General features: G+C 71.8%; 15 protein-coding genes. 5 read left to right on the forward strand and 10 right to left on the reverse strand.

Features of this window, described 5'->3' with window-relative positions; translation table 11 throughout:
• Window position 1: 1 nt before the first annotated feature.
• Window positions 2-436 (reverse strand): DUF948 domain-containing protein, encoded by a 435-nt coding sequence (locus tag OG928_RS05550; protein WP_406280106.1) that lies wholly within the window; start codon window positions 434-436, stop codon window positions 2-4.
• Window positions 437-665: 229 nt separating this feature from the next.
• On the reverse strand, window positions 666-1,274 hold the full coding sequence (gene rpsD, locus OG928_RS05555; RefSeq protein ID WP_406280108.1) for a 30S ribosomal protein S4: 609 nt from the start codon (window positions 1,272-1,274) through the stop codon (window positions 666-668).
• 183 nt (window positions 1,275-1,457) lie between these two features.
• Between rpsD and OG928_RS05560 the strand changes: the two genes are divergently transcribed.
• From OG928_RS05560 to OG928_RS05570, 3 genes are all read left to right on the forward strand, one after another.
• Window positions 1,458-2,231 carry a DUF2470 domain-containing protein gene (locus OG928_RS05560; protein ID WP_406280111.1) on the forward strand — a complete coding sequence of 258 codons (774 nt, stop codon included), beginning with the start codon at window positions 1,458-1,460 and terminating at the stop codon, window positions 2,229-2,231.
• Between the two features lie 302 nt (window positions 2,232-2,533).
• Window positions 2,534-4,024, forward strand: a complete 1,491-nt coding sequence (locus tag OG928_RS05565; RefSeq protein WP_406280114.1) for a threonine/serine exporter ThrE family protein — start codon at window positions 2,534-2,536, stop codon at window positions 4,022-4,024.
• A gap of 202 nt (window positions 4,025-4,226) precedes the next feature.
• Window positions 4,227-4,943, forward strand: coding sequence for an alpha/beta hydrolase (locus OG928_RS05570; protein WP_406280117.1), 717 nt, complete (start codon window positions 4,227-4,229; stop codon window positions 4,941-4,943).
• 20 nt (window positions 4,944-4,963) lie between these two features.
• On the opposite strand, the gene OG928_RS05575 is transcribed toward OG928_RS05570, so the two are convergent.
• From OG928_RS05575 to OG928_RS05605, 7 genes are all read right to left on the reverse strand, one after another.
• A complete protein-coding gene (locus OG928_RS05575) occupies window positions 4,964-6,325 on the reverse strand; it encodes a replication-associated recombination protein A (protein ID WP_406280120.1) in 1,362 nt (453 codons plus the stop codon).
• A gap of 541 nt (window positions 6,326-6,866) precedes the next feature.
• Complete coding sequence (locus tag OG928_RS05580) at window positions 6,867-7,688, reverse strand: vWA domain-containing protein (protein WP_406280123.1); 822 nt, start codon at window positions 7,686-7,688, stop codon at window positions 6,867-6,869.
• Window positions 7,689-7,794: 106 nt separating this feature from the next.
• The gene (locus tag OG928_RS05585) at window positions 7,795-8,307 is read right to left on the reverse strand and encodes a hypothetical protein (RefSeq protein ID WP_406280126.1); all 513 of its coding nucleotides are present in this window, start codon (window positions 8,305-8,307) and stop codon (window positions 7,795-7,797) included.
• The gene (locus tag OG928_RS05590; RefSeq protein WP_406280129.1) at window positions 8,304-8,732 is read right to left on the reverse strand and encodes a hypothetical protein; all 429 of its coding nucleotides are present in this window, start codon (window positions 8,730-8,732) and stop codon (window positions 8,304-8,306) included. The genes OG928_RS05585 and OG928_RS05590 overlap by 4 nt, the downstream gene beginning before the upstream one ends.
• 311 nt (window positions 8,733-9,043) lie before the next feature.
• The gene (gene aspS, locus OG928_RS05595; protein WP_406280132.1) at window positions 9,044-10,846 is read right to left on the reverse strand and encodes an aspartate--tRNA ligase; all 1,803 of its coding nucleotides are present in this window, start codon (window positions 10,844-10,846) and stop codon (window positions 9,044-9,046) included.
• Window positions 10,843-12,102: a histidine--tRNA ligase gene (hisS, locus tag OG928_RS05600; protein ID WP_406280135.1), complete on the reverse strand. Its 1,260-nt coding sequence runs from the start codon at window positions 12,100-12,102 to the stop codon at window positions 10,843-10,845. The genes aspS and hisS overlap by 4 nt, the downstream gene beginning before the upstream one ends.
• Window positions 12,103-12,116: 14 nt before the next feature.
• A complete protein-coding gene (locus OG928_RS05605; RefSeq protein ID WP_406280138.1) occupies window positions 12,117-12,812 on the reverse strand; it encodes an MBL fold metallo-hydrolase in 696 nt (231 codons plus the stop codon).
• 314 nt (window positions 12,813-13,126) lie between these two features.
• Between OG928_RS05605 and OG928_RS05610 the strand changes: the two genes are divergently transcribed.
• Together OG928_RS05610 and OG928_RS05615 are read left to right on the forward strand one after the other, a co-directional pair.
• The gene (locus OG928_RS05610) at window positions 13,127-13,957 is read left to right on the forward strand and encodes a peptidylprolyl isomerase (protein ID WP_406280141.1); all 831 of its coding nucleotides are present in this window, start codon (window positions 13,127-13,129) and stop codon (window positions 13,955-13,957) included.
• A 102-nt stretch (window positions 13,958-14,059) separates the two neighbouring features.
• Window positions 14,060-15,289 (forward strand): DUF349 domain-containing protein, encoded by a 1,230-nt coding sequence (locus OG928_RS05615; RefSeq protein ID WP_406280144.1) that lies wholly within the window; start codon window positions 14,060-14,062, stop codon window positions 15,287-15,289.
• A 478-nt stretch (window positions 15,290-15,767) separates the two neighbouring features.
• Here the strand turns inward: OG928_RS05615 and OG928_RS05620 are convergent, their stop codons facing one another.
• Window positions 15,768-15,977, reverse strand: coding sequence for a hypothetical protein (locus tag OG928_RS05620; RefSeq protein ID WP_406280147.1), 210 nt, complete (start codon window positions 15,975-15,977; stop codon window positions 15,768-15,770).
• Window positions 15,978-16,195: the final 218 nt, after the last annotated feature.

The following is a 16,195-nucleotide window of genomic DNA, read 5'->3' on the forward strand; positions in this document are numbered from 1 at the left end:
GTCAGCCCCTCCCGCGCATGGTGCGCTGCCGTGCGACCTTCTGCGCCTTCGCGGCGGTGCGCACCCGGCGGCTCAGCTCGGCTCGCTGCTGCGCGGAGAGCGCGCGGCGGACGCCGTAGCTGAACGCGGCGGTCTTCACGAGCGGACCGCCCAGGGTCGCGGCGACCGTGGAGGACAGCGCGGTGGCGTTCGTGGTCATGGTCTGGACGTTGCCCGCGATCTGGTCGACTCGGGCCATCTGGGCGTTGGTCGCCCGCACGGTCTCGGTCACCTCGTCGAGCAGCGGAACCGCCTGGTCCGCCACCCCCGAGACCAGACGCGTGGCTTCCTTGAGCACCTTCGCCAGCTTGACCAGCGCCAATGCGAGAAAGGCGACCAGGATCGCCCAGAAAACCGCGATGATCATCAGCGCGACTTCGCCACCCGACACCGTCATGCGCTCCTTGATGAGTGGGATCAGTCGAGGCGGCAACGCGTGTCGCCCGCCTCGGAAAACCCGACCCTACCGCGACCGCGCGAGTCCCCTCGTACGAGGAAACCCGCGCGGTCGGTATGGCGCGTGTCGCGGCTCGATCGGCGGGAGTGGTCCTCGCGGATCGGCCGGAGCGGTGCCCGCCGGTCGACGGTGGTGTCATCCGTCGATCGGGGGGAGCGGTGCCCGTGGGTCAGCGGGAGTAGTACTCGACCACCAACTGCTCGTCGCAGATCACGGGCACCTCGCGGCGCTGCGGCAGCCGGTCCAGGCGGGCCATCAGCAGGTCGAGGCGGGCGTCGATGTAGCGGGGGGTCTCGGCCGCCGCGAAGCCGCCGGCGCGCACGACCTGGAACAGCGGCTTCTCGCGGCTGCGCTCGCGCACGCCCACGACGTCGTCGGGCTTGAGCCGGTAGGAGGGCTTGTCGACCTTGCCGCCGTTGACCTCGATGTGGCCGTGGGTGACCATCTGGCGCGCCTGGTAGACGGTGCGCGCGAAGCCGGCCCGCAGCACGAACGCGTCGAGCCGGCGCTCGAGGTCGACCACCAGTTCGTCACCGGTCTTGCCCGCGTGCTTGTTGGCGCGGTCGAAGGCGGCCCGCATCTGGACCTCGGAGATGTCGTACTGGAAGCGCAGCCGCTGCTTCTCCATCAGCCGGGTCTTGTAGTCGGAGGACTGCTTGCGGCCGCGACCGTGCTCGCCCGGCGGGTAGGGCCGGTTCTCGAGGTACTTGGCCGCCTTGGGCGTGAGCGCCACACCCAGGGCGCGGCTGCGCCGGATCTTCGGGCGGGTCTGGTTCAAGGTCGTTCCTCCGTGCGGGCTGTCGTGCGGCTCTGGTGCGGCTGCCTGGCGGCCGCGCCTCGGCCGCCTTGCGGTTGCGGCTGTCTTGCCAAGATCGGGTGACTTAGGTAAGCCTAACCTTAACGACAACGCGTTCGGTACCTCAATCGGGGTCTGAAACGAGCGCCGCCACCAGGAGGACCCGTGTCTGTTCCCACCCAGGCCAACGCCGGGCGTACCGATGTCTCTTCCCGGCGGCCGCGAACCGCCGACCGGGCCCGCACGCTGGCCGCCCACGCGACCTCGGCGACGCTCGACCTGCCCGGCGACAAGGACGAGCACGTGATCCCCGCGGCGCGGGCGGTCGAGCCCGACGGCTCGCTGCTGCTGCTGGTGCCGGGCGAGACCGCCGCGGTCGTGCTGACCGCGCGAGAGGACGTGGCCGCGGTGCTGCACCTGGTGGACGTCGCGCCGGTCGCGGTGCCGCACCGGGTCCGGGCGCACTGCTGGATCGCGGGCTGGCTCACCATCCCCACCGGCGACGACGCGGAGGAGGCCGCCGTGCGGCTGGCCGAGATCGCCCCCGACCCGACCGCCTCGCCGCGCGCCGGCACGATCGTGCGCCTGGAGGTCGGCGAGGTCCTGGTCGACGACCTGTGGGGCACCGGGCACGTCGAGCCCGAGGACTACGCCGACGCCGAGCCGGACCCGCTGGCCGTCCACGAGGCGGAGTTCCTCCAGCACCTCGCCGGCGCGCACGCCGCCGACCTGTGCCGCCTCGCGACCGTGGCCGGCGCCCCCGCCTGCGCGGACCGCGTCGCCCCCGTGTCGCTGGACCGGTACGGAATCCGGCTGCGCACCGGCGGCCCCGACCAGACCTGCGACGTCCGCTTCGAGTTCGAGGCCCCGGTTTCCGGACCGCGGGAACTCGGCGGCGCGTTGCGGCGTCTCCTGCACGGGACCGACGGGGACGCCTGAGTCACCGAGCCACCAAGCCACCGAATCGTCGAGGCGTCGAGGCGTCGAGGCGCCACCGAGTCGCCGCGCCGCATGATGCGCCGCCGTGCGGGCAGTCTCACGGTCCAAGATCCACCGGGTCCGGGTCGTGCTCCTCCGGAGGGATCTCGGCGGGCCCGGTGCCGGTGGTCGGGAACGAGTGCCGGTGCTCGATGCACCCGATCGAATCGACGCGGCCGACCGACGACGAGACCGCCACTGCGAGACTGGTCCTCCGGGTCCCGACAGCGGCGGATCCGGGGCGGCGGAAGGGGCAAGGCGGGGTGTCGGAGCAGCACGCGCGGCAAAAGCCGGACGACGAGGCCGGCCGCGACCACCCGAGTCCACGCGCGCCCTGGGAACCGGTCCGCCAACCACCGGCTCGCGGCGGCACCACTCCGTGGCAGGACCGGCTGCGCACCCAGCTGCGCTTCAGCGGCCACACCACGAGCATCCCGATCGTGCCCGTCCCGGAGAAGCCCGAGTCGGGCCCCTCGGTCCCGCGCGTGCTCGACCTCGCGCTGCGCACGGGCGAGTTGCTGCTCGCCAGCGGCGAGGGCGGGGAGGACGTCGAGGCGGCGATGCTCGGCATCACCGACGCCTACGGTCTGGAACGCTGCCAGCCCAACGTGACCTTCGTCGCGATCACGCTGTCCTACCAGCCGTCCCTGGTCGAACCACCCGTCACCGGCGAGCGCGTGGTGCGTCGCCGCGCGGTGGACTACACCCGGCTCGACGAGGCGCACCAGCTGGTCGAGGACATCACCGGCGCCGATCTGACGCTGGAGGAGGCGTACCACCGGCTCGCCGACATCCGCCGCAACCGGCACCCGTATCCGCGCTGGCTCCTGCTGCTGTCCGCGGGGCTGATCGCGGCGTTCGCGAGCGTGATGGTCGGCGGCGGCCTGATCGTCGCGATCGCCGCGTGCGCCGCGGCGCTGATCGGCGAACGCCTGGCGCAGCTCCTGTCGGACCGCGGCGTCCCGGAGTTCTACCAGTTCGTGCTCGCCTCGATGCCGGCGGCGGCGATCACCGTCGCGATGATCAAACTCGGCAGCGGGATCAACCCGTACGCCGTGGTCACCGGCGGCCTGTTCGCGCTGTTGCCCGGCCGAGCCCTGGTCGCGGCCGTGCAGGACGGGCTGACCGGGTTCTACATCACCGCCGCGGCCCGGCTGCTGGAAGTCTTCTACCTGATCATCGGGATCATCGTCGGCATCTCGATCGTGCTGTACGTCGGCGACCGGGTCGGGGTGGAGTTCGCCGTCGAGGGGACCTTCAACCTCAACGCCAACCCCCGCGTGGTCCAACTCCTCGCGGCCGGCGCGGTGTCGCTGACCTTCGCCGTCCTGGTCCAGGCCCGGCGGCAACTGCTGCCGGTCGCGGCGGCGGGCGGCGCGGTCGGGTGGGCGGTGTTCCAGGTGCTGCGCGAGGCGGGCGCGGCGCCGGTCCTGGCCACCGCCGTGGCGACCGGGCTGCTCGGCCTGCTCGGTCAGCTGCTGGCCCGCCGGCACGGGACCTCGGCGCTGCCGTACGTGATCCCGGCGATCGGGCCGATGCTGCCGGGGAGCGCGATGTACCAGGGGATGCTGGGCCTGTCCCTCGGCCACACCGACACCGGATGGCTGAGCCTGGTCAACGCGGCCTCGCTGGCGCTCGCGCTCGCGGCGGGCGTCAACGTCGGGTCGGAGGCGGCCCGGTTCGTGCTGCCGTCGCCGCCGACCCGGACGGGGCGCGAGATGCGGCCGGCTTCGAAGCGGACGCGCGGGTTCTGACCGGGTCGGCGGCGGGGCGGGTCGGTCGGGGTCGGATGTGCTTCGGGGTGAATCGCGATCGGTTCGCGTCGGTTCACGAGCGTCGGGAACGACCCGGGCGCCAAGCCCGTTCGGCTTCTGAGACCGTCGGTCGAAGCCCGGGACCGCTGGTCGAAGGACCATCCGGGCCGTCGTGACCAAGTCGAAGCGCGGGAGGCTCCGGATGCCGGACACACACCCATCCAGCGGGGCACTCGCCGCGCTGCGTACGTGGTCACCGCCCAGGGGCACCGCCGTGCGCGCGGTCGTGCTGGTCCTGCCGGGCGGCCGCTCGCGCAGCCGGCAACCCGCCTCCAGCCGCAACCTGGCCTACCGGCGGATGGTGCCCATCGCGCGCGGCATCCACCGGGCGACGCGTGCGGAGGGCGCCGAGACGTGGCTGCTGCGCTACCGCGTGCGCGGCTGGAACGAGCCCGACCACGACCCGGTACAGGACGCCTGGTGGGCGCTCGACGGCATCCGCGCGCGCTACCCCGACGCCGAGGTGACGCTGGTGGGCCACTCGATGGGCGGCCGCACCGCGCTGCGCGTGGCCGACCACGCCAGTGTGCGCACGGTCTGCGCCCTCGCGCCGTGGATCGAGGACGACGAGCCCTACGCCCAGCTCGCGGGCCGCGACGTGGTCATCGTGCACGGCACGGCCGACCACACCACCAGCCCGAAGGCGTCCCACCGCTACGCCGTGAGCGCCCGGGAGGTCTCCGACCGGGTCTGCCGCTTCGAACTCCCGGACGGCCACGCCATGTTGCGCAGAGCCCCCGCCTGGACCGAGCTGATCCGCCGCACGGTGGTGGCCGCGGTGACCGGCAGGCCCGACCCCGTGATCACCACAGCGATGCGAGCCGCCACCCCGAACGGCCTCCGCGAGACCACCGCGTAGACCCCCGGCACCAGCCGGGGTCAGTCGTCCGCAGGCTCGGTGCCGGCCAGACGGGCTCGGACCCAGGTCGCGATGTCGGCGTAGCGGGCCTCGGCGCCGTGGCGGGTGGGCTCGTAGTAGGTGCGGCCGTGGACGGCGTCGGGAGCGTACTGCTGCGCGGCCACGCCGCCCGGGACGTCGTGCGGGTACACGTAGCCCTGCGCGTGGCCGAGCTTCGCGGCGCCCTTGTAGTGGCCGTCGCGCAGGTGCGGCGGGACCGGGCCCGCGAGGCCCTTGCGGACGTCGGTGAGCGCGGCGTCGATCGCGAGATAGGCCGCGTTCGACTTGGGCGCCAGGGCGAGGTGGATCGCCGCCTGCGACAGCGTGATCCGCGCCTCGGGGAATCCGATCAGCGCGACCGCCTGCGCCGCGGCCACCGCGATCTGCAGCGCGGTCGGGTCGGCCATCCCGATGTCCTCGCTCGCCGAGATCATCAGCCGCCGGGCGATGAAGCGCGGATCCTCGCCCGCGTCGATCATCCGCGCGAGGTAGTGCAGCGTCGCGTCCACGTCCGAGCCCCGGATCGACTTGATCAGCGCGCTCGCGACGTCGTAGTGCTGGTCACCGTCCCGGTCGTAGCGCACCGCCGCCCGGTCCACCGCGCTCTCCAGGGTCGACAGCGTGATCGCGCTCTCGCCCTTGTCGGCCGCCGACCCCGCGCCCGCCTCCAACGCCGTCAGGATCCGCCGCGCGTCGCCGCCGGCGATCCGCAGCAGGTGCTCCTCGGCGTCCGGGTCGAGGGTCAGCGTCCCGTTGAGCCCGCGCTCGTCGGTGACCGCGCGCTCGACCACCTCGCGCAGGTCGTCGTCGGTCAACGACTCCAGCGTGAGCAACAACGAGCGCGAGAGCAGCGGACTGATGATCGAGAAGTAGGGGTTCTCGGTCGTCGCCGCGATCAACGTCACCCATCGGTTCTCCACCGCGGGCAGCAGCGAGTCCTGCTGGGCCTTGGAGAAGCGGTGGATCTCGTCCAGGAACAGGACCGTGTCCCGCCCCTGCGAACCGGCCTGGCGCCGCGCGTCCTCGATCACCGCGCGGACCTCCTTGACCCCCGCCGTGATCGCGGACAACTCCACGAACCGCTGCTTGGTGACGTGGCTGACCACGTAGGCGAGCGTGGTCTTCCCGGTGCCCGGAGGCCCCCACAGGATCACCGAGGACGGCGCCGTGACCCGACTGTCCGACGACACGAGCCGGCGCAGCGGCGACCCCTCACCCAGCAGATGCCGCTGCCCGACCACCTCGTCCAGGTCGCGCGGCCGCATCCGCACGGCGAGCGGCGCGAGCGAGGGGTCTTTGGCCTGCCGAGCCTCGGCCGCAGCGGTAAACAGATCGGATTCCACTCCTCGACCCTAACCCCCGCCCCCATCCGGACCGGGCGCCCGCCCGCACCGACAACCCGGCCGCCCCGGGGCCGAGGGCCGCCCCGACCGACCCCGACCCGCACCGTCGACCGCATACCCGGCAGGCCACCCGACCCAACCCGACCCGACGATTCAGCACGGAAAGCAGACCGGATCGCACCCCCCGGACCCACGCGTCCAACCACGATCGCAGCGCGCACACGACGAGAACGCCGGCCGTGGCCCCGATTGGCGGCATACCGAAGAAGGGATCGAGCGGCAGCACGCGGAACTCGCCACGCCCGAGGCCGCGAGCAACGCGGACGCCGGCCGATCGGCGCCGTCGGCGAACCGCTCGCGGATCGGAACGAACGGCGCCGGCGTGCGGTTCTCGCCGCAGACCGGCGCATGGCATCGCGAGTCGACCAACCTCGGGGCCTGGGACAGGCGTTCGTGCCAGGCGCCTTCGTCGGGATACCCGGCAAACCGGTAGCCCTCCTCCGTCGGCGATTCGAAACGCCGGCCCCGCGCCCGCCCCGCGTCAGCGCAACACGCCTGCCGTCTTGGCCGTTTGGAGCCACTCGGGGAACTCGTTCATGAGGTTGTCGAACAGGTCGGCGTCGCGCATCCGGCGGGGGTCGGCGCCGGCCTCGAAGAAGCCCGCGTTGTCGACCACGCGGTATTGGGGCGCGGGCAGGTCGTCCAGGCGGTGCAGGAAGCGGAACTCGTCCCGGCCGAAGCCGATGAACTGCCAGAAGATCGGCAGCCCGGCCGCCTTGCAGATCGCCTTCTCCGCGGCCTTGGCGTTGTTCGGGGCGCCGTCGGTCTGGAAGATCACGAAGGCCGGATCGGTCGCGCCGCAGGACCGGTAGTGCGCGATCACCGCCTCCATCGCCGCCACGTAGTTGGTGGTGCCCATGTGGCCGAGCTTCTTGTGCAGCGCGGCGATCCGGCCGCCGTAGTTGTCCAGCGAAATCTCCTCGGCCTCATAGGCGTTCGTGTCGAAGAAGATCACCGGCACCGTGCCGTCGTCGTCGAAGTGCGCCGCCGCGGCGAGCACCCGGTCGGCGAGTGCCTGCACGCTGCCGTTCTTGTAGAACGGCGCCATGCTGCCCGAGCGGTCGAGCACGAGGTAGACCGCCGCCCGCACCCCCGCCAGCCTGTTCTTCTCCAGGCTGACCCCGGCGGCCTTGTACAGGCTGACCAGTCCGGGCGCGGACCGCTCGATCTTGTCGAGGCTGACCGCCGAACCGCCGCCGCTGCGCACGGTGGCCTGGGGCGAGGCGGGCGCGGTGGGCGCGGAAGGGGCCGCGGGCGGGACCGGCTTCGACTTCTTGCGACCGAACAGCGAGAAGAAGGGCATGGCGAGGTCTCCTTGCGGTCGAGCGAGTCCTGTGGCCGTCCCCTCCCGGGGACTTCCCGCGCCCACGCTCCCAGATCCGCCGCCCCCGCGAACAGGGGCAGATCCCTCACGAATCGGCCATGTCGCACCCCACGCGCCGATCCCGCACCTGCTGCGCGGTCCACCCCGGCGGAACCACCACGATGTCGCCGATGTCCCCGGACCACATCACCTGTGGCCCGAACGCCTCGGCCAAGGCCGCCACCGCCCGCTCCACCGCCCCCTCCCCCGCCGCCCGACAGGTCAGTCCGGACGCCGGGTCCTCTGCCCCCATCCGCTTCCGGTCCCCCGCCACCGCGACGGCGAGCCCGCCCAGCCGGTCGCGGTCGCCCGCCCCGGGTCGCTCCGGCAGCGGATCCGGCACCTCGGCGCCGTCCACCCACAGGCTGAACCAGCAACGCGCGGACAGCCCTTCGCTCCGCAGCACCGCCAACAGGTCGCCGACTCCCGGATACGACGCCGCGCGCGCCTCCTCCAGGATGTCGGCGGGCACCGGCGTACCGAACGACTCGACGAACTCCAGGCCACCCTCGCCGTCGGTGAACCAGCGCAGTGGATTGATGTGCACGGTGCTGCTCATGCGACCTCCCGATTCGAGCCCCGACCTCGACGAACTCCAGCATCGCGGGCGGCTCCGACACCTTCGCCGCCCCCACCGGGCGCCCGCCGCGCCGATTCGGCGGCGCCGGCGACCGCGGCCGCCCGCTCGGGAGGATCACCCCGCTCGGCGACCCCGCCCGCGCCCACCCGCTCCAGGGCCGCCGCCCGCCGCCGCTGCGAAGCGAGGTACCACTCCTGCCACTCGCGCGTGCCCTCGATCGCTTGCACGCGCGCCATGGCGTACAGCCGCATCGGCGGGGAGCCGCGATATCGCGTGTTCGGCATGGTGCCGTCGGGCTCGGCCAGGAAGCGCGCGATGGCCGCCTGGGTCCAGCCCCGCCCCATCACGATGGCCCGCGTGCCGTACTCCGCCGGCACCTGCCGCTTCGTCAGAACCACTGCCATGTCGGCCTCCCCGAGGTCGTGCGAACCGGTCTCGTACCGGCTCGACTTCCAAGGTAGGCACGCTCCGGAGCCGCTGCGCCAAGCCTGTGCAGAAGCGTTTCGGCTACTCCTGCGGTCGACACACGCGATCGCCTCCCGCGGCCGACTCCCGCAACCACCTCCCGCAGCCGGCTCAACGGCCGGCCACGCGCTCGACGCACGCGGTCGGCGCACACGATCGACACACGCCGAAGGGCGGCCGAGCCTGTGGCTCGACCGCCCTTCCCACGATCGCGGGGTCGTGATCTCGACGACCGCCCGCCCAAAGGCGGTTACGCCTGCTTCGCCGCGCCCTCGCCCTGCTCCGGCTTGTCCGACTTGGCTTCCTTCGGCTTCGCGTCGATGCCCGCCTCACGCCGCTGCTGCAGCGTGATCGGCGACGGCGCACCGGTCAGCGGGTCACCACCGGAAGCGGTCTTCGGGAAGGCGATCACGTCGCGAATGCTCTCGCTGTGGCTCAACAACGCCACCAGCCGGTCCAGCCCCAGGGCGATCCCGCCGTGCGGCGGCGGCCCGTAGGCGAACGCGTCCAGCAGGAACCCGAATTGCGACTGCGCCTCCTCGTCCGACATCCCGATCGCCGCGAACGCCCGCTCCTGCACGTCCCGTCGGTGGATACGGATCGACCCGCCACCGATCTCGGTGCCGTTGAGCACGATGTCGTACGCGTTCGACAGCGCCTCGCCCGGGTTCTTGTCGAACGTGTCCACCCACTCCGCCGTCGGCGCGGTGAAGGGGTGGTGGATCGCGTGCCAGCCCTGGTGGTTGCCGGCCGCGTCCTCGATCGGCTCGAACATCGGGAAGTCGACGACCCAGAGGAAGTTCCACTTGGACTCGTCGATCAGCGAGCCCCGTCGGGCGATCTCCAGACGGGCCGCGCCGAGCAGCTCCAGCGAAGCCGTCCGCCGCCCCGCCGCGAAGAAGATGCAGTCGCCCTTCGTCGCGCCGGTGGCCGCGACCAGGCCGGCCAGGTGCTCCTCGGACAGGTTCTTGGCGACCGGCCCGCGCAGCTCGCCGGTCTCGGCGTCGACCAGCACGTACGCCAGGCCGCGGGCCCCGCGCGCCTTGGCCCAGTCCTGCCAGCCGTCCAGCTCCTTGCGGGTCTGCGCGGCGCCGCCGGGCATCACGACCGCGCCGGTGAACTCGGCCTGGAACACCCGGAAGGACGTGCCCTCGAAGTACGTCGTGAGGTCGACGAGTTCGCACCCGAACCGGGTGTCCGGCTTGTCCGACCCGTAGCGCGACATCGCCTCGGCGTACGGCAGTCGCGGCAGCGGCAGCGGGATCTCGACGCCGTGCACCTCGCGCCACACCCGGGCGATCAGCTTCTCGGTCAGCGCGAGGACGTCCTCGGCATCGCAGAACGACATCTCGACGTCGAGCTGGGTGAATTCGGGCTGCCGGTCGGCCCGGAAGTCCTCGTCCCGGAAACAGCGCGCGATCTGGTAGTAGCGCTCCATGCCGGCCACCATCAGCAGCTGCTTGAACAGCTGCGGCGACTGCGGAAGCGCGTACCACGAGCCCGGCTGGAGCCGCACCGGCACCAGGAAGTCGCGGGCGCCCTCGGGGGTGGAGCGGGTCAGGTACGGGGTCTCGATGTCGAGGAAGTCGGCGTCCTCCATCACCTCGCGGATGACCCGGGTGACCTTGGAGCGCAGCCGCAGGTTCCGGGCCATCGGCGCCCGGCGCAGGTCGAGGTAGCGGTGCTTGAGCCGCACCTCCTCGTTGACCGTGCCGGGCGTGTACTCCTCGATCGGGAACGGCAGCGGGGCCGCCTCCGAGAGGATCTCGAAGTCGTCCACGACGACCTCGACCGCACCGGTGGGGATCTCGGTGTTCTCGTTGCCGTCGGGGCGCACCCGCACGTCACCGGTGATCTTCACGCAGAACTCGGAGCGCAGGTTGTGCACCGTCTCCAGGTCGCGGAAGACGACCTGGACGGTGCCCGACGCGTCCCGCAGGTCCACGAACGCCACGCCGCCGTGATCGCGCCGCCGGGCCACCCAACCGGCGAGCGTCACGGTTTGGCCGGCGTGCTCGGCGCGGAGCGTACCGGCGTCATGGGTGCGGATCACTGAAGCTTCTCCTTCAACACGGTGACGACCTGGTCGAGGGGAACCGGGATCTGTTCCCCGTTCGACAGGTCCTTGATCTGGGCGATGCCCTCGGCGAGATCACGATCGCCGACGACGATGGCGTAGCGGGCGCCGGATTGCGACGCGGCCTTCATGGCGCCCTTGAGCTTCTTGCCGCCGAAGGCCATGTCGGCGGGGATGTCCTCGATCCGCAGCTGCGTGATCATCCCGAAGACGGCGCGGCGGGCCGGGTCGCCGATCGCGACGCCGTAGACGTCGCAGTCGGCGGGGGTCTCGACGGCCTGCCCTTCGGCCTCCATGGCGAGCATGGTGCGGCCGATGCCCAGCGCCCAGCCCACCGACGGCAGGTCGGGGCCGCCGAGGTCCTCGGAGAGGCCGTCGTAGCGCCCGCCGCCGCCGATGGCCGACTGCGCGCCGAGCCCGTCGTGGACGAACTCGAACGTGGTGCGGTTGTAGTAGTCGAGGCCGCGGACCAGCTTGGGGGTGTCCTCGTAGGCGATCTTGAGCTCGTCGAGCATCGAGCGCACGAACGCGTGGTGCGCCGCGCAGGCCTCGCACAGGTTGTCGGTGATCAGCGGCGCGTCCGCGATCAGCTCCTGCACCTCGGGGCGCTTGTCGTCGAGCACGCGCAGCGGGTTGATCTCGATCCGCTGCCGGGTCTCCTCGTCGAGGTCGAGGGCGCGCAGGAAGTCCTGGAGCTTGGTCCGGTAGACCGGCCGGCACTCGCGGCAGCCGAGCGAGTTGAGCAGCAGCCGGAAGTCGCGCAGGCCCAGCTTCATGAAGCCCTCGACGGCCAGCGCGATCATCTCGACGTCGACCAGCGGGTCGTCGCTGCCGATCGCCTCGGCGCCGACCTGGGTGAACTGCCGGGTGCGGCCGGCCTGCGGGCGCTCGTAGCGGTAGTACGAGCCGAAATACCACAGCTTGACCGGCAGCCGGCCGTTGTACAGGTTGTGCTGGAGCACGGACCGCACGACGGCGGCGGTGCCCTCGGGGCGCAGCGTGAGCGAGCGGCCGCCGCGGTCCTCGAAGGTGTACATCTCCTTGGTCACGATGTCGGTGGACTCGCCGACGCCGCGCAGGAACAGGCCCGTTTCCTCGAAGGTGGGGGTCTCGATGTACTGGAAACCCGCGTCGCGCAGCTCCAGGCCGAACTGGATCCGGATCCGGTTGAACGTCTCCGAGTACGGCGGGAGCATGTCGAAGGTGCCCTTGGGGGCGTTGAAAGTACTCACGGTGTGAAAATCCGTCACATTCCTCGGTGCGGTCCCGCGGGCGGTGTCAACTCTTGCAGGTAAGGGTTGCTCGCGCGCTCGCGGCCGATCGTCGTCTGGGGGCCGTGGCCGGACAGGACGACGGTCTCGTCCGGCAGGGGCAGACACACCCGGGACAGCGAGCGCAGCATCTGCGCGTGGTCGCCGCCGGGGAGGTCGGTGCGTCCGATGGAGCCGGCGAACAGCAGGTCACCCGAGTACAGGATGGGCGGGATATCCGCCGTTCCCTGGGTGCCGAACGCCACCGACCCCTGTGTATGGCCGGGCGCATGATGGACCGTCAGCTCAAGGCCCGCGAGTTCGAGCACGGCGCCGTCGGTGAGCAGGCGCACGTCCTCGGGTTCGGTGAACGTCATGCCGCCGAACAGCTGCTGCCCCACGCCCAGGGACAGGCCCTTCGCGGGGTCGGACAGCAGGTCGCGGTCGTCGGGGTGGATCCACGCGGGCACCTTGTGCTCGGCGCAGACCGGCACCACGGAGAACATGTGGTCGATGTGGCCGTGGGTCAGCACGACCGCCACCGGGCGCAGCTTGTGCTCGCGGATGATGTCCTGCACGCCGTCGAACGCGTTCTGCCCGGGGTCGACGATGACGCATTCCTCGCCGGCGGCAGGGGCGACCACATAACAGTTGGTCTGGAACGACCCTGCGGGGAACCCGGCGACGATCACGTTCGTCCTCTCGGTCTCGGGGTCTTCCGGCGGCGGGGCAAGCACGGAAGTATGCGGCGGACGTGGGAATCAGGTACGAGACTACCGGCGCGCGGGGGCGGATCGCGAACCGGTTCAGGGGGTGCGTGCCTAGACTGTGCGCGAGCTGAGGTCGGTTCCGAAGTCATGGGATCACCGCAGGTCGGGACCGGTGCACGGTTCCCGTCGTCCCCGTTGGAGCCCGGTCACGCCGTCGGGCGTCCGGGTCGGGCGTCCAGGTCGAGTACATCCACATCGAGTCCGTTCGAGTCCGTTCGAATCCAGGAGAGCACGCGGTGGTCACCAAACAGCAGCGACAGCGGCAGCTCGCGCGCGAGAAGTTCGAGCGCCAGCAGGAGCGCCGCGGGACCGTGCAGGCACGTCGGCGCCGGCGCAATCAGGTCATCGCCGCGGTCGCCGCGGTGGTGATCGTGGCCGGTGGCGGTGCGTGGATCGCGGTGGCGTCGGGCGATGACGACGACAAGAAGACCGCGAACGCGGGCGCGTCGGACACACCGACCACGCAGCCCTCCGCGCCCCAGGCGCCGAAGCCGAAGACGTGCGCGACGCCTGCTCCGGGGGAGCCGACGAAGGAGCAGTTCACCGCGGAGCCCGCGATGACGATCGACAAGGCCGCGGCCTACAAGATGAAGCTCAAGACCACGTGTGGCGACGTGGAGATCGCGCTCGACGCGGCGAAGGCCCCGCACACGGTCAACTCGTTCAATTTCCTGGCCGGGAAGAAGTTCTTCGACCACACGACGTGTCACCGGCTCACCACGGGCGGTCTGGCCGTGCTCCAGTGCGGTGACCCGACGGGTACCGGTACCGGTGGTCCGGGGTACAAGTTCGTCGACGAGAACCTGGGCCAGGCGGGACCGGACGGTTCGGCGGCCTACCCGGCCGGCACCGTCGCGATGGCGAACTCCGGTCCCGGGACCAACGGCAGCCAGTTCTTCCTGGTCACCGGCGACAGCAAGCTGCCGCCGAACTACACCCCGTTCGGGAAGGTCACGGCCGGGATGGACGTTCTGCAGAAGATCTCCGCCGCGGGAACCGAGGACGGGAGCAGCGACGGTACGCCGCACGAGAAGGTCGTCCTCGACAGCGTGACCGTCGCCAAGTAGCAATCGACCGGACGCATGGCGCACCGCGATCCCGGGACGGCGGACCGACCTTCCCGGGGTCCTGTGTAAAGTGCGCCGCATTCAGCATCGAAGGAGGCCGCTGTGAGCAGCGACCCGTGGGGCCGCGTGGACGAGCAGGGAAACGTCTTTGTCAAGACGGCGGACGGTGAACGCTCCGTCGGTTCGTGGCAGGCGGGTTCCCCGGACGAGGCCCTGGCCTACTTCCGGCGCAAGTACGAGGGACTGGCCGTCGAGGTGGAGTTGCTCGCGCGGCGGGTCCGGACCACCGACCTCGCGCCGAAGGACGCCCATCACGCGATCGAGCGCCTGCGCGCGAGCATCGTCGACGCGAACGCGGTCGGCGATCTGGAGTCGCTCGTCAAGCGTCTGGACGCGCTCGTGACGGTGGTGGACTCCAAGCGCGAGGAGCGCAAGGCCACCCGCGCGAAGGCGCAGGAGGAGGCGCAGGGCGCCAAGGAGCGGATCGTCGCCGAGGCCGAGCAACTGGGCCAGAGCACCGACTGGCGGCCGGCCGGCGAGCGACTGCGCGCGCTGGTGGACGCCTGGAAGGCCGTGCCGCGCCTGGATCGCAAGGCCGACGACGAGCTGTGGCACCGGTTCTCGCAGGCCCGTTCCCACTTCGCCAAGCGCCGCAAGGCGCACTTCGCGGAGCTGGACGGTCAGCGCGACAGCGCCAAGCGCGTCAAGGAGAAGCTGGTCGAGGCGGCCGAGGCGCTGTCGGGGTCCACCGAGTGGACCGACACGGCGGCGCGCTACCGCGACCTGATGAACGACTGGAAGGCCGCGGGTCGCGCCCAGCGCGATGTCGAGGAAGAGCTGTGGCAGCGCTTCCGGGCCGCGCAGGACGTGTTCTTCGCGGCGCGCAGCGAGGTGTTCGCCGAGCGCGACTCCGAGCAGCGCGAGAACCAGGCCGCGAAGGAGCTGCTGCTCGTCGAGGCCGAGACGATCGTGCCGGTCAAGGACGTCAAGGCCGCGCGTGCGGCGCTGCGTTCGATCAACGACCGCTGGGAGGCCATCGGCCACGTCCCGCGCGATGCCCGGCCGAAGATGGAGGCGCGGCTCCAGACGGTCGAGCGGGCGATCCGCGAGGCCGAGGAAGAGCTGTGGAAGCGCACGAACCCGGAGGCTCGGGCCCGTGCGCAGGCGGCGGTGGACCAGATCCAGGCGTCGATCGACAAGCTGACGCAGCAGGCCGAGAAGGCCCGTGCGGCCGGCAACGAGCGCAAGCTGCGTGAGGCCGAGGAGTCGATCGCGGCTCGCGCCGAATGGTTGGCCGAGGCGAACAAGGCGCTGGAGGAGTTCTCCGGCTGAGCTGTGCAGTGGGCACCGCCGCGTCCGCGCGGCGGCGAGCACCATCGGACGGGCGGACCAGGATCGGCGACATGCCGGCCGGGTCCGCCCGTTTTCGCGCGAATCGGGTCGGCAATCGCTCTGTGCGCCGGCACGGTTCGCGATCACCTGAACTCGGTGCCGGCCAAGTTCGACGACCGCAACCGGGTCGACGCGATCCGGGCCCGCACACGGACGCGCCGGACCCGCGTGGCCGGGTGGCAACCGTCGGCCGCTCTCGAACCGATGTTCCGCGAACCGGCGTTCCTCGAACCGAACTTCGAGGCCGAACGCGCGATCGTCGTACCACCCGTGACGCCCCCGACGATCGCGCGCGACGAGGGCCGGTCACGGGTTGCCCGCGGTTTTGGAACCGGCGTATGCGGATGGTGGTCGATCCACCATCATGTGACGCGCAATCACCATGGTTCGAGGACAGGTACGGGGGAGCGCCCATGACTCATCCAGATCCGCTGATCGAGTTCGCCGCCGCGCTGCGGGCGGTACGAGACGTGGCGGGTGACGTGCCGTCAGCCGAGATCGCGCGGCGCGCGGGGCTCGACGAGCCGGTGCTCGGGGCGGCGCTCTCGGGGAGCATGCTGCCCTCGCTCGGCGTCACGATGGCCATCGTCCAGGCGTGCGGCGCGACGCCGGCGGGCTGGGAGGCCAAGTGGCGCGAGGTCGCCGCGGCGCAGCTGGCCGGGGCCGCCCCCGAACCGGCTCCCCCGGCTCCCCCGGCCGCACCGGCCGGATCGCAGCCCCGCCGCGCCCCAACGCGGCTCCGTCGATCGGCCGCCCGCCGACCCCGAACACCCCGCCGCCACCGGCCTATCAGGTCGCGCCCGCCACACCGCCGGCGCCGGCCGCCGCACCGAGCGCTCCCCCGCC

The sequence above is a fragment of the Embleya sp. NBC_00896 genome (assembly GCF_045207785.1).
In the GTDB taxonomy this organism is placed as follows: Bacteria; Actinomycetota; Actinomycetes; order Streptomycetales; family Streptomycetaceae; genus Embleya.

What these genes read in the sequence shown, in the direction of transcription:
- OG928_RS05570 (WP_406280117.1), top strand. Translation starts at nt 4,227, where the DNA reads ATGCCGGACACACACCCATCCAGCGGGGCACTCGCCGCGCTGCGTACG.
- OG928_RS05550 (WP_406280106.1), bottom strand. Translation starts at nt 436, where the DNA reads ATGACGGTGTCGGGTGGCGAAGTCGCGCTGATGATCATCGCGGTTTTC.
- OG928_RS05585 (WP_406280126.1), bottom strand. Translation starts at nt 8,307, where the DNA reads ATGAGCAGCACCGTGCACATCAATCCACTGCGCTGGTTCACCGACGGC.
- OG928_RS05580 (WP_406280123.1), bottom strand. Translation starts at nt 7,688, where the DNA reads ATGCCCTTCTTCTCGCTGTTCGGTCGCAAGAAGTCGAAGCCGGTCCCG.
- OG928_RS05590 (WP_406280129.1), bottom strand. Translation starts at nt 8,732, where the DNA reads ATGGCAGTGGTTCTGACGAAGCGGCAGGTGCCGGCGGAGTACGGCACG.